We start from the raw sequence: 12361 nt of genomic DNA, 5'->3' as shown, positions 1-12361 counted from the left end.
CGTTCTTCGTCCTCGCGCGCCGTCGCGCCCCCTCTATTCGCGCTCGCTGGAGGCATGCGTCTTCTCCCCGGGCTCTTCGATGGCCTCCGCGGCCTCTTCGAGGCGCTTCTCCGTGTTCTGCCTCTTGCGGCGCCGGCGGAGGACGTAGAAGAGGATGGTGAGGACGACGAGGGCGACGAGGCCGTAGCCGATGTTCTGGGCGACGGCGAGGAGCTCGTTCCAGTACTCGCCGAAGACGTAGCCGATGGTCGAGTAGGCGATCGCCCAGAACGTGACCGCCGCGAGGTTGTAGAGGAGGAAGTGGCCGTACCTCATGCGGCTCACCCCGGCGAAGAGCGGGGTCATGCTGCGCAGGCCGGGGCCGAAGCGCCCGACGAAGACCGTCTTGCCGCCGTGCTCCTCGAAGTAGCGCTCGACCTTGCCCAGGCTCTTGGCGTCGAGCAGGAACGAGAGGAGACGGACCTTCAGGATGCGGGTGATGAGCGGACGGCCACCGTAGCGCCCGATCCAGTACACCGCGTTGTCCGAGCACAGGGCGCCTAGAAAGCCCATGAGCATCACGAGCGGCAGCGCGGCCTGGCCGGAGTTGGCGAAGAAGCCGCCCGCGAAGAGCACGATGTCGCCGGAGGCCGGCAGGCCGAAGTTGTCCAGCGCCGCGCCCAGAAAGATGACGAGATAACCGTGCGCGAGGAGCAGGGAAGTGACGAAGTCGAGCAGGCCCTGGGGCGAGTCCGGAACGGAGCGAATGAAGTCCAGAATCCCGTCCATAGGAAGATGCAGTTATACCACGCCGCACCGGGGCGAACTCGCCTCGAGCCGGTAGGCCAGCGGCGATCGGTCCGTCCGCAGGCGTTGGCTTCGTCCGGACCTTCCGGTCGGCGCGGTCATCCGGAACCGTCGAGCAGGAAGCCCAGCGCGACCACGCACAGGGCCAGAGCCCCGGCGTAAACGGCCAGCGCCGCTGCCACGGCCAGCACCAACGCGACGGGTTTGCCGCCCCTCACGCGGCCACGGAGGGCGTTGTAGAAGAGGCCGATCAGAACGGGAACCACCCAGGTGAGCGCCACCGCCAAGACGGTCAGGAACAACCACGCGCCCACTACTCGACCCGCTCCCTGTTTGCCCGCGTTTTCAGAGGCTCGTGGAGGTTCCTCGTCCTGTCAGGGCCGCCTCGATCCCACACATCCTCCCCCAAACTGCCGCGTTGGAAGGGGTACGCGAGAGCCCCCGCGTTCTCTCAGCTGCCCCCGGAGGTCCAGGCTGCGCCGCCGGGGAACTCGAACTCGTCGAGCGACTCGGGGCGCATGGTGATGCTGTAGCCGGGGGCCTCGGGCGGCATGTAGCGGCCGTTCTTCATCGTCACGGGGTCGAGGAAGTGCTCGTGCAGGTGGTCGACGTACTCCAGGACGCGGTCCTCCAGGGAGGCGCCGACGCGGACGTAGTCGAAGATCGAGAGGTGCTGCACGTACTCGCAGAGCCCGACGCCGCCGGCGTGCGGGCAGACCGGGACGCCGAACTTCGCGGCCATCAGGAGGACGGAGATCACCTCGTTGACCCCGCCGAGTCGGCAGGAGTCGATCTGGCAGAAGCTTATGGCCCCGGCCTGTAGCAGCTGCTTGAAGACGATGCGGTTCTGGCAGTGCTCGCCGGTGGCGACGCCTATGGGGGCGACGCCTCTGGCTATGCGGGCGTGGCCGAGGACGTCGTCCGGGCTCGTGGGCTCCTCGATCCACCACGGGTCGAACTCCTTCAGGTGCTCCATGTGAGCTATAGCCTCGTCCACGTCCCAGACCTGGTTCGCGTCCATCATGAGCTTGCGATCCGGCCCGATCTCCTCCCGGATGATGGAGGCGCGCCGCACGTCGTCGTCGACGTCCGTCCCAACCTTGATCTTGAGGTGCGACCAGCCCTCCGCTATCGCCTCGCGGCACAGCCGCCTCAGCTTCTCGTCGCCGTAGCCGAGCCACCCGGCCGACGTCGTGTACGCCGGGAAACCTTCTTCCAGCATCTCGGCCTCGCGCTCGGCCTTCGTCCCCTCGTTCCTGCGGAGGATCTCCAGCGCCTCCTCGGGGGTGATGGCGTCGGTTATGTAGCGGAAGTCCACGCACCGCACGATCTCCTCGGGGCTCATGTCGACGAGGAGCTTCCACAGGGGCTTCCCCTCGGCCTTCGCCCACAGGTCCCAGACGGCGTTGACGACGGCGGCGGTCGCGAGGTGGATGACGCCCTTCTCCGGCCCGACCCAGCGGAGCTGGCTGTCGCCCGTGATCCGTCGCCAGAAAGTCCCCATGTCCTCCGTAAGGGACTCCAGCGTCTCCCCGACGACGAGCGGTTTGAGCGCCTCGACCGCCGCGACGCAGAGCTCGTTGCCGCGCCCGATGGTGAAGGTCAGGCCGTGACCCTCGAGGTTCGCATCGTCGGTCTGGAGGACCACGTAGGCGGCGGAGTAGTCGGGGTCGGGGTTCATGGCGTCCGAGCCGTCGAGGTTCTTCGAGGTCGGGAAGCGGATATCCCTGGCGACGACGTCGGTGATCTTGATGGGCACGGCGTCCTCCTCCGTCGTGGGCGGTTCAGCGGGCGGTCATGCCGCCGTCGACGACCATCGCCGCCCCGACGACCGAGGCGGCCTCGTCGGAGGCGAGGTAGGCGGCCATCGCGGCGATCTCCTCGGGGCCGACGAGCCGGCCGTGCGGCTGGCGGGCCTTCATGCGCTCGCGCGCCTCCTCGGGGTCGCTGTAGCCGGCGGTGATCCTGGCGACCCAGGGCGTGTCCACGGTGCCGGGACAGATGCAGTTGACCCTGACGCCTTCTTCTATGTGGTCTATCGCCGAAGCGCGAGTGAGGGAGAGGATCGCGCCTTTAGCGGCGCTGTACACGGCCCGGTCGGGGAGGCCGACGAGGGCCGCGATGGAGGACATATTGGTGACGGACCCGCCGCCGGAGTCCCGTATCGCGGGGATGGCGTACTTCATCCCGAGGATGGTCCCCTTGACGCACACGTCCATCACCCGGTAGTAGTCCTCGACCGACGTGCCCGGCGCGGTCGCCGCGACCCCCACGCCCGCGTTGTTGACCATCACGTCCAGACCGCCCCACTCGGAGACGGCCCGCCGGACGAGCTCCTCGACCCCGCCCTCGTCCGTCACGTCCGCCTCGTGCGAGAGGTGGCCGTCGCCCTCCAGGCCCTCGGCGACCCGGGCCGCGGCGTCCGCGTCCACGTCGGCGACGACGACGCGCGCGCCCTCCTCGGCGAAACGCGTGGCGATCGCCTCCCCGATGCCGGCCCCGCCGCCCGTGACGATGGCGCGCCTGCCCTCGAGGCGCCTCATAAGGTTTCTCCCTCGAAACGCATCATCCCGTCCTCCTTCTGCCGTTTACGCTCTCCGGTCGCGCGGGACGGAGAGCGGCTCCAACTCTTCCCACAGCTCTTCGGGTATCTTGCGCGACGCGAGCTCCAGGGTCTGCGCGACCCGCTCGGGGCGGCTGATGCCGACGACGGTCGAGGAGATCCGCGCGTCGCGCAGCGAGAATTGCAGGGCCGCCGCGGCCAGCGGGACCCCGACCGCCTCGCATGCAGCCTGGATCGCCTTGGCCCTCTCGACCATCTCCTCCGGGGCCTCCCGGTACTCGTAGCGGGCGTAGGCGTCCGGCCCCTTGGCGAGGATGCCGCTGCCGTAGGGGGCGGCGTTGAGCAGGGCGACCCCGTGTTCGGCGGCGACGTCGAGCAGGGGCTCGGCCGAGCGGTCGAGGAGCGTGAATCGGTTGTGCGTGATCGCCACCTCGAAGAGCCCGGTCTCGACGAACCGGACCATCGTCTCCACCGGCCCGCCCGCGACCCCGAGGTGCTCGATGACGCCCTCCTCCACGAGGCCGAGCAGCGCCTCGACGGTGCCGCCGGGGGCCATGTGGTCCTCGAACGGCTCGTGCTCGGGGTCGTGCAGGTGGACGAGCTGGAGCCTGTCGAGGCCGAGGAGGCCGAGGGACCGCTCGACGGAGCGGCGCATCTGGTCCCCGGTGAACTCGCCGGTGTGGAGGTCCCGGTCGGCCTTCGTCGCGAGGACTACGCCTTCGGGCAGGCCGCCCCGTTCGGCGAGCACACGCCCGATCCTGCGCTCGCTCTCCCCGTCGCCGTAGGAGGCGGCGGTGTCGAGGAAGTTGATCTCGCTGTCGAAGACGGCCGCCAGCGTCGCCCGCGCCCGCTCCTCGCTCACCCCGTACTCGAAGGTCTCGGGCATGTCACCGAGCGGGGCACACCCCACGCAGAGCGGCGAGACGGAGAGCCCCGTCCGGCCGAGCGAACGCCTCTCCGCCCCCTCCCCGTTCACGAGCCCCCTCCGGCCGCCCGCCGGGCCGCGGCTTGCGTGTCCCTGAGCGCCTCCCGCGCGTCCTTGCCGAGGAGCGCCTCGCGCACGCCCTGCCAGATCACGTCCTCCACCGCCGGGTAGTGTTCGTGCTTGGGCGGGACGAGCGCCGCCCGGCTCTCCTCCGCGAGCAGCCCCCAGCGCTCCCCGGCGAGCGACCCCGGCTCGGCCTCGGCCCTCACGTCCTCCAGGGAGTCCGTCCGGGCGGGGAGCGTCCCCAGCCTCGCCTCCAGGGTCTGCGACTCGCGCGAGGTGAGGAAGCGCAGGAGCTCGACGGCCGCGGGCCGGTCGCGGACGGTGGTCGGGATCGCGAAGGTGTGGCTGCCGGAGTAGACGGACCTGCCGGCGGGCCCCTCGGGGTAGAGGGCGAAGCCGTAGCTGCCCCTGACCGCGCTGTCGTCCGCCTCGTAGGTGTAGAAGCCGCCGGGCCAGTCCGTGGACATGGCCGCGCGGCTCTCGCGAAAGCACGCGGCGACCTCGTCGTAGTGCCAGTCCGGGGTCTCCGGCGGCGCGGCCTTCTCGTAGAGCCTCTGGAGCGTCGAGAGCGCCCAGAGCCCCGCCTCGTCGTCGAGGCTCGGCACGGGCGGTCCCCCTTCGGCGAACATGGTGCCGCCGGCCATCGCGTGCAGCTCGAAGAAGTGGCCGAAGAGCCCGCTCTCCTTGCCGGGGAAGGCGAAGCCGTGGGGGGCCTTGCCCTCGTCCCTTATCCGGGCGGCCGTGTCGAGGAGCCCCTCCCAGGTGACGGGTGGATTCTCCACGAGGTCGGTGCGGTAGAGGAGGAGCTTGACGTCGAGGTTGCGGGGGACGCCGTAGAGCGCGCCGTCGATGCGCGCGAGCTCCAGCGTGCGCGGCGCGAAGGGCGAGAGCTCGTCCCCGCCGAGGTCGTCGTCGAGGGGGGTGAGCCAGCCCCCATGGCTCGGGGCGTACTTGGCGTGCGTGGAGATCAGGTCGTACCGGGCCGCCCCCGAGGAGAACTCCTCCTCGATCTTCTCGTTGAGCTCCGGGTGCGTCGGCGCCACGACCGCCTCCACCCTCACGCCCTCCCGCTCCTCGAACTCCGAGAGGCGCGCGTACAGGGGGTCGTACATCGGCCCACCCACCAGCAAGACCCGCAGGCTCCCCGCCATCTTCCCGCTCCTCGCTCCCCGGTCCACCGTCCGCGCCGATCACCCTAATGGTCCGAGCAATCAGAGTCAACACGCCAATCGAACCGCCGCCTGGACCTTCTGTTGGCGTGGGATCGCGGGGTATTTCGGCAAAGGTCAGATGTATGTCTTGACCGGGGTGTTCGCAGGGGCTAGGCTGGCGGAGTTCTTTGGGAAAGGGACGTGAGAGATTGACGGTCACCGACGAGGCGATCGCGGGGATAAAACGCATGATCCTCTCGGGCGAGGCTGGCCCGGGCGAGAAGCTGCCGAGGGAGAAGGAGCTCGCCTCCCGGCTGGGGTTGTCGCGCAGCTCCCTGCGGGAGGCCGTTCGGGCGCTCACGCTTATGGGGGTGTTGAACGTGCGGCAGGGGGACGGCACCTACGTGACCAGCCTCGATCCTCACCTCCTGCTGGATTCGGTGGGCCTTGTGGTCGAGCTGTCGCAGGAGCGGACCGTGCTGGAGCTGCTGGAGGTGCGGCGACTGATCGAGCCCGGGGCGACGGCGCTCGGGGCGGCGAGGATAGACGGGGCCGGGATCGAGAAGCTCAGGGCGTGCCTGGAGCGCATGGAGGCCGCGCCCGACGCCCAGGCGCTCGTCGAGGCCGACGACGAGTTCCACGAGACCATCGTGGCGTCGGCCGGAAACCAGACGCTCTCCTCGCTCATCAGGGCGCTCTCCAGCCGGACCATGCGGGCGCGGGCGTGGCGGGCGCTCGCCGACGAGGGGGTGGTCGAGGTCACCAAGCTCGGGCACCGGAACATCTACCGGGCGATCGAGGACCGCGACCCCGACCTCGCCCGGGCCGCCGCGACCACCCACATCTCCGAGGTCGAGTTCTGGTTCCGTAAGGCACTCTCCGTGGGGGACGAAGAAGCAAGCGAAAGGGGGAGGGAAGCGTGGCAAAGGTAGCGATACTCACGATGTCGGACGGGAGGGACTTCGTCCACAAGGATCTCATAGGGTTCGCCAGGGGGGTCGAGGGCAACATAGCCGCGGCGCTCGAAGGGGCCGGGCACGAGGTCGTGCGGTCCGAAGAGCTTGTATGGACGAACAGGCTCGCCGTCTCCGAGGCGCGGCGGATGGCCGACGCGCGCCCGGACCTCACGATCTTCAACATCCCCGTCTGGGCCTTTCCGCACTTCTCCATGCTGGCGGCGCGGGAGACGCCGGGTCCGCTCTTGCTCTTCTCCAACATCGACCCGCAGTACCCGGGGATGGTCGGGATGCTGGCCGCGGCGGGCGCTCTGGATCAGATCGGGCGCACGTACGCCCGCGCCTACGGGGACGTCTCGGACCCGGAGGTGCTCCGGAGGGTCGAGGCGAACGCGAGGGCCGCGGGGGCGGTGAGGGCGCTCCAGGGGAGCACGTTCGGCCGGATCGGGGGGCGGCCGATGGGCATGTACACCGCCGTCTCCAACCCCGACGCCTGGATGGAGAAGTTCGGGGTCGACGTCGAGGAGATCGACCAGTGGGAGCTCGTGCGCCGCTCCGAGGGGATCGAGGCGGGCAAGGTGCAGAAGGCCCGCGAGTGGCTCGAAGGGCACGCGGCGGGCGTCCACTACGACGGCAAGCAGCTCACGCCGGAGCTTCTGGAGCGCCAGATCCGCTCCTACTACGCCATGCGGGAGCTTATAGACGAGTGGAACCTCGACTTCTCCGGCATCAAGGGCCAGCCCGAACTCACCACCCACTTCTGCACGATGGACATCACCGAGGCCTTCCTCAACGACCCCTACGACTGGGACGGCCCGAAGGAGACCCACGTCTGCGCCACCGAGGCGGACATGGACGCCGCCCTCACGATGCAGATCCTCAAGCACCTCTCGGGCACCCCGGTCCTCTTCGCCGACGTCCGCCACTTCCACGCGGACCGCGGCATCTGGGACCTGTGCAACTCCGGGCAGCACGCCACCTGGTTCGCCGCCCGCAGCGCCGACGCGGCCGAGAACATGAGCCGCGTCCACCTCTACCCCGAGGGTTTCTACTTCCCGGCCGGGGGCGCCTCCGTCCACCACCTCGCGGCCCCCGGAGACTTCACCTTCGCGCGCCTCACTCGCAAGGACGGCCGCTACAGGATGCACGTCATGCGCGGCTCCTTCGAGACCTACGACGACGAGACCAACGAGGGGCTCATGCGCCAGTCCGACTACGCCTGGCCGCACGCGTTCGCGAGGATGGACGCCTCGGCCGACGAGATCCTCTCGCGCTACGGCTCCAACCACATACACGCCATCCCGGGCGACCACGTGGACGAGCTGCACGCCGTCTGCGGGCTCCTCGACGTGGACTACGACGGCTTCGGCGGCGCGGCGTGAGCGAGGCGCTCCGCGACGGCCCCATAATGCCCACAAGACGAGGAGAGGGAGGTGAGGATGCCTGAGAGCGCGAAGGGAGACCCGGTAGTAAGGCTCCGCGGCGTCTCCAAGAAGTTCCCCGGCGTGGTCGCCGTGGACGGTGTAGACCTGGAGATACTGCCCGGCGAGGTGCACGTCATCGCCGGTGAGAACGGCGCCGGCAAGTCCACGCTCATGAAGCTCCTCTCGCAGGTCGAGCGGCCGACCGAGGGGACGATCGAGGTGTCGGGCGAGCCCGTCGAGTTCCACGGCCCCAGGTACGCCCAGGGGCTCGGCGTCGCGATGGTGCACCAGGAGTTCGCCCTCGCCTCGCACCTCTCCGTCGCCGAGAACCTGTTTCTCGGCCGCGAGCCCATGCGCTTCGGGCTCGTGGACCGCCGGACGATGAGGCGGCGGGCCGAGGAACTGCTCAGGAAGGTCGGGTTGCAGACGGACCCGGACAAGCTCGTCTCGACCCTCTCGGTCGCCGGTCAGCAGCGCGTCGAGATCGCCAAGGCCGTCGACGGCGAGCCCAAGGTCGTCATCATGGACGAGCCGACCGCGACGCTCGCGGAGAAGGAGATAGAAGACCTCTTCGCGGTCATAAGGGACCTCACGTCGAGAGGCATCGCCATCCTGTACATCTCCCACCGCCTCGACGAGATCTTTCGCATATCGGACCGCGTGACGGTGATGCGCGACGGCAAGGTCGTGGACACGCTGCCCACCCGAGAGCTCGACGAGGAGAAGCTGGTGCGCCTGATGGTCGGCCGCGAGGTCGGCAACCTCTACCCCAAGCCCGAGGTGGAGATCGGCGAGGTGGTCCTGAGGGCGAGCGGGATCAGCCGCGGCACGGTCCTCGAGGATTGCTCGTTCGAGGTGAGGGCCGGGGAGATCCTGGGCTTCGCCGGTCTCGTGGGGGCGGGGCGCACCGAGCTCGCCCGCGCCGTCTTCGGGGCGGACCGGCGCGACTCCGGGACCGTCGAGATCGACGGCAAGGAGGTGCGCCTGAAGAACCCGCAGCAGGGGATAGACGCGGGCATCGGCTACCTCACCGAGGACCGCAAGGGCGAGGGGCTGGCCCTGGAGCTCGGGATCGACAAGAACATCACCCTCGCCAGCCTGCCGATGACCGGCGGCTTTATCAGCCTGGATCGGGAGCGGCGGACCGCGAACAGGCGCCGGGAGGAGTTGAACATCCGGACGCCGTCCGTGCGGCGCAAGGTCCGGGTGCTCTCCGGGGGAAACCAGCAGAAGGTCGTCGTGGCGAAGTGGCTCGAGACGAGGGGGCGGGTGCTCTTCTTCGACGAGCCTGCGCGCGGCATCGACGTGGGCGCCAAGGCCGAGATGTTCGGCCTGATCGGGGACCTCGCGAGCCAGGGGCGGGCGATCGTCCTGATCTCGTCCTACCTCCCCGAGCTCTTGAACATGTGCGACAGGATCCTCGTGATGCGCGAGGGCCGGGTGGCCGGTGAGATCGAACGCCCCGAGTTCTCCGAGGAGCGCGTCGTCGCCCTCGCGACCGGGGCGAGGGAGGTGGGAGCCGCATGAGCGCCGCAACGACCCGGGAGGGGACGAGCGGGGGGCTTCGCGAGAGGCTCTCGGGCGTCGTCTCGCAGCTCGCCGCGGCGGGCGCCCTCATCGTCGTCTTCGTCTTCCTCTCGTTCGCCTCGCCGGTCTTCCTGACCACCGACAACCTCTTCAACATCGGCACCCAGACGGCGGTCGTCGCCGTCATCGCCATCGGCATGACGCTCGTCATCATCACCGCCGGCATCGACCTCTCCGTCGGCTCCGTCGCCGCGCTCTCGGGGGTCCTCGGCGTGACCCTGATGGTCAACGCGGGCCTCCCGCCGATCGTCGGCATCGCCGGCGGCATCCTGGTCGGGGCGACCTGCGGGCTGGTGAACGGTCTCCTGGTCTCGTTTGCGGGGCTGAACCCTTTCATCGCGACGCTTGGCATGCTCACCGTCGCGCGGGGGCTCGTGTTCATCACGACGGGGGCCGTGGCGGTCTTCGGGGCGCCTGAGTCCTTCCGGCTGTTGGGGCAGGGGAGGATCGGGCCGATCCCCATCCCGATCATCGTCATCCTCGTGGTGGCGGTGCTGGGCTACGTCGTCCTGTCGCGCACCAAGCTCGGCCGCTACGCCTACGCGATGGGCTCGAACCCGGAGGCCGCGCGGCTCTCGGGGATACCCATAAAGCGCTACCTGACGAGCGTGTACGTGATCTCGGGCGCTCTCGCGGGCCTCGGCGGCATGATCGCGGCTTCTCGCGTCAACTCGGGGCAGCCGAACTACGGGGTGGGCCTCGAGCTCGACGTGATCGCCGCGGCGGTCATCGGCGGGGCGAGCCTGTTCGGGGGGCAGGGGACGATCCTCGGGACCCTCATCGGGGCGTTCCTCATCGCCCTGATCCGCAACGGCGCCGTTTTGCTGAACGTGGACATCTTCTACCAGAGCGTGATCATCGGCGTCGTCATCTGGATCGCGGTCTTCTGGGACCAGTACCGCCGTCGCCGCCTGGCGTCGGCATCCGAGTAGGGAAAGGAGAAGGATGAACAGAAAGGTCTACGCGACGATCCTCACGGCGGGGGCGCTCGCCCTCGCGGCCGGCTGCGGCACGGTGCAGGGCTCCGGCGGCGGAGGCGGCGGAGGCGGAGGAGGCGGGCAGGACGGCCCGATCCGGCTCGCCGTGGTCCCCAAGGCGATAGGCTTCGACTTCTGGGAGCAGGTCCGCGTCGGGGCCGAGTGCGCCGCCGAGCGGGCCGAGGGCGACGTGCAGGTCCAGTGGGACGGCGTGACGGCCGAGACGGACGTCACCGGCCAGGCCGACCTCCTCACCAACTTCACGACGCAAGGGGTCGACGGGCTCGTCTACGCCGCCACCGACGCCAGGGTGCTCGCCAACGTCACCCAGAGCGCCCTGGATCAGGGGCTGACCGTGGTGAACATAGACTCGGGCACCGACCCGCAGCCCCCCGAGGTCCCGGTCTACGCCACGGACAACGTCGCGGCGGCCGAGCAGGCGACGGAGCTTATGGTCGAGGAGCTCGGCGAGGAGGGCGGCAAGATCGCCTTTATCCCGTTCCAGCCGGGCACGGCGACGAACGACACCCGCACCGAGGGCTTCAAGAACGTCCTCGAACAGAACCCGCAGCTCGAGCTCGTCGCCGAGCAGTCGAGCGAGTCGGACTACAACACCGCCCTGCAGGTCACCACGGACATCCTCACCGCCAACCCCGACCTCCGGGGCATCTACGCGGCCAACGAGCCCGGCGTCCTCGGCGCCGCCGAGGCCGTCCGCCAGGCCGGCCTGGAGGGCGAGGTAACCATCGTCGGCTGGGACACCGCCCCCGATGAGATCAAGGCGGTCGAGGAGGGCGTCGTCACCGCGCTCGTCGCCCAGAACCCGTTCCGCATGGGCTTCGACGGCGTGAACGCGGCGGTCGGCGCGATCCGCGAGGGCGCGGCCCCCGAGAGCGGCGACACCGGCGCGACCCTCGTCACCCAGGAGAACCTGAACGACGAGGAGGTCCAGGCGGTCCTCCAGCCGAGCTGCGAGAACCCGCCGACCGGGGGCTAGCCCCGAGTCACGTTAGGGGCGAGCCCGACTCGCCCGCCCGGAAGCGCCGGGACCGCGATCGAGTCGCGGCCCCGGCGCTTCCGGCGTGGAGGTCGAGCCCCATCGCTGGCGTGAGCCGCGGCGCGAGAGCGGGCTACGCGGCGCGGGAGAGCTTGTTCGCCGATGTAGGCTCCCCTTTCTAACCCTCGGCGGTCCTCTCCAGGGCGTCCAGGTCCGGTACGACGATGGTGCCGTCCGGGGTCTCTACCAGCCCGGCGGCGCGCAGCCTGGAGAGGGCGCGGGTGACGGTGTCGCGGTTCGAGCCGATCATGGCGCCGAGCTCTTCGTGGGTGTAGCGGGCGGGCACCTTGTAGCCGTCGCGCCCGACGACGCCCTCGTCCTCGACGAGGCGCGTGATGATGATCGCAAGGCGCGCTGGCGCCTCCTTGCCGCGCATCCGGGCCTCGAGCTCGCCGATGGTCCGGAGCCTCCTGTCGAGGGACCGCGCGAGCGCGAGGCCCACCCCCGGGCTCCGCCGCACGACGCTCTCGAGGTCCTGCTGGGGCAGGGTGCAGACCAGGGAAGGCACTACGGCCTCCGCGCGGGCGCCCTGCTGCGTCGCGTCGGGGTCGAGCGTGCCGAAGACCGAGCCGGAGCGGATCACGTCCAGGGTCGCCCGAGATCCCGGCCCGTCCCCGCGGGTGACGTGTACCCGCCCCCGCTTAAGCACGTAGACGTTCTCGCAGCCATCTTCGGGGCCGAAGATGCCCGTCCTCGCGTCGTATTCGTAGTCGTCGAGCGTCCGCCGGGCCAGCGCCAGCAGCTCCTCCTCGGGAAGCTCTTGAAAGGCGTCCACGTACGAGAGCAACCGGGCCTGTCCCCGCACGTCCATCTCCACCCGCCTGCTGCCCATGCCGCTCCTCCGTCGCGAAGCTCGCCAGCATAGCTTACCC

12 protein-coding genes are annotated in these 12361 nt (G+C 69.8%); 5 read left to right on the top strand and 7 right to left on the bottom strand.

The window, feature by feature from the left end; all coding sequences use genetic code 11:
* Window positions 1-33: 33 nt before the first annotated feature.
* The 6 genes from GBA65_RS14960 to GBA65_RS14935 all read right to left on the bottom strand — a co-directional run bounded on the left by GBA65_RS14960 (window position 34) and on the right by GBA65_RS14935 (window position 5488).
* On the bottom strand, window positions 34-768 hold the full coding sequence (locus GBA65_RS14960; RefSeq protein WP_166397234.1) for a DedA family protein: 735 nt from the start codon (window positions 766-768) through the stop codon (window positions 34-36).
* 116 nt (window positions 769-884) lie between these two features.
* The gene (locus GBA65_RS14955) at window positions 885-1100 is read right to left on the bottom strand and encodes a hypothetical protein (protein ID WP_166397233.1); all 216 of its coding nucleotides are present in this window, start codon (window positions 1098-1100) and stop codon (window positions 885-887) included.
* Between the two features lie 137 nt (window positions 1101-1237).
* A complete protein-coding gene (locus GBA65_RS14950) occupies window positions 1238-2545 on the bottom strand; it encodes an L-fuconate dehydratase (protein ID WP_228281369.1) in 1308 nt (435 codons plus the stop codon).
* Window positions 2546-2570: 25 nt separating this feature from the next.
* A complete protein-coding gene (locus GBA65_RS14945) occupies window positions 2571-3329 on the bottom strand; it encodes a glucose 1-dehydrogenase (RefSeq protein ID WP_166397232.1) in 759 nt (252 codons plus the stop codon).
* Between the two features lie 45 nt (window positions 3330-3374).
* Window positions 3375-4325 (bottom strand): aldo/keto reductase, encoded by a 951-nt coding sequence (locus GBA65_RS14940; RefSeq protein ID WP_228281367.1) that lies wholly within the window; start codon window positions 4323-4325, stop codon window positions 3375-3377.
* Window positions 4322-5488, bottom strand: a complete 1167-nt coding sequence (locus tag GBA65_RS14935) for an extracellular solute-binding protein (protein ID WP_166397231.1) — start codon at window positions 5486-5488, stop codon at window positions 4322-4324. The genes GBA65_RS14940 and GBA65_RS14935 overlap by 4 nt, the downstream gene beginning before the upstream one ends.
* Window positions 5489-5697: 209 nt before the next feature.
* Here GBA65_RS14935 and GBA65_RS14930 point away from each other — a divergent pair, with 209 nt between their 5' ends.
* Genes GBA65_RS14930 through GBA65_RS14910 form a run of 5 tightly spaced genes read left to right on the top strand, consistent with a single transcriptional unit; the run spans window position 5698 to window position 11429 of the window.
* Entirely contained in the window at window positions 5698-6420 is a 723-nt protein-coding gene (locus GBA65_RS14930; RefSeq protein WP_166397230.1) for a FadR/GntR family transcriptional regulator, read from the top strand.
* Window positions 6408-7826: an L-fucose/L-arabinose isomerase family protein gene (locus GBA65_RS14925; RefSeq protein ID WP_166397229.1), complete on the top strand. Its 1419-nt coding sequence runs from the start codon at window positions 6408-6410 to the stop codon at window positions 7824-7826. Before GBA65_RS14930 ends, GBA65_RS14925 begins: the two co-directional genes overlap by 13 nt.
* 57 nt (window positions 7827-7883) lie before the next feature.
* A complete protein-coding gene (locus GBA65_RS14920) occupies window positions 7884-9395 on the top strand; it encodes a sugar ABC transporter ATP-binding protein (RefSeq protein ID WP_166397228.1) in 1512 nt (503 codons plus the stop codon).
* On the top strand, window positions 9392-10387 hold the full coding sequence (locus GBA65_RS14915; protein WP_166397227.1) for an ABC transporter permease: 996 nt from the start codon (window positions 9392-9394) through the stop codon (window positions 10385-10387). The genes GBA65_RS14920 and GBA65_RS14915 overlap by 4 nt, the downstream gene beginning before the upstream one ends.
* 13 nt (window positions 10388-10400) lie before the next feature.
* Window positions 10401-11429, top strand: coding sequence for a substrate-binding domain-containing protein (locus tag GBA65_RS14910; protein ID WP_166397226.1), 1029 nt, complete (start codon window positions 10401-10403; stop codon window positions 11427-11429).
* A gap of 178 nt (window positions 11430-11607) precedes the next feature.
* Here GBA65_RS14910 and GBA65_RS14905 read toward each other — a convergent pair whose 3' ends face one another.
* Window positions 11608-12321 (bottom strand): Crp/Fnr family transcriptional regulator, encoded by a 714-nt coding sequence (locus tag GBA65_RS14905; protein WP_166397225.1) that lies wholly within the window; start codon window positions 12319-12321, stop codon window positions 11608-11610.
* Window positions 12322-12361: the final 40 nt, after the last annotated feature.

Source organism: Rubrobacter marinus (assembly GCF_011492965.1).
GTDB classification, from domain to species: Bacteria; Actinomycetota; Rubrobacteria; order Rubrobacterales; family Rubrobacteraceae; genus Rubrobacter_F; species Rubrobacter_F marinus.
Note: the sequence above shows the minus strand (reverse complement) of the source record. Positions and strands in the feature narration are given on the sequence as shown.

Bases quoted from the DNA above. Each gene is read 5' to 3' on its own strand.
- GBA65_RS14935 (WP_166397231.1), bottom strand. From the start codon at position 5,488: ATGGCGGGGAGCCTGCGGGTCTTGCTGGTGGGTGGGCCGATGTACGAC.
- GBA65_RS14945 (WP_166397232.1), bottom strand. From the start codon at position 3,329: ATGAGGCGCCTCGAGGGCAGGCGCGCCATCGTCACGGGCGGCGGGGCC.
- GBA65_RS14960 (WP_166397234.1), bottom strand. From the start codon at position 768: ATGGACGGGATTCTGGACTTCATTCGCTCCGTTCCGGACTCGCCCCAG.
- GBA65_RS14905 (WP_166397225.1), bottom strand. From the start codon at position 12,321: ATGGGCAGCAGGCGGGTGGAGATGGACGTGCGGGGACAGGCCCGGTTG.
- GBA65_RS14915 (WP_166397227.1), top strand. From the start codon at position 9,392: ATGAGCGCCGCAACGACCCGGGAGGGGACGAGCGGGGGGCTTCGCGAG.
- GBA65_RS14920 (WP_166397228.1), top strand. From the start codon at position 7,884: ATGCCTGAGAGCGCGAAGGGAGACCCGGTAGTAAGGCTCCGCGGCGTC.
- GBA65_RS14910 (WP_166397226.1), top strand. From the start codon at position 10,401: ATGAACAGAAAGGTCTACGCGACGATCCTCACGGCGGGGGCGCTCGCC.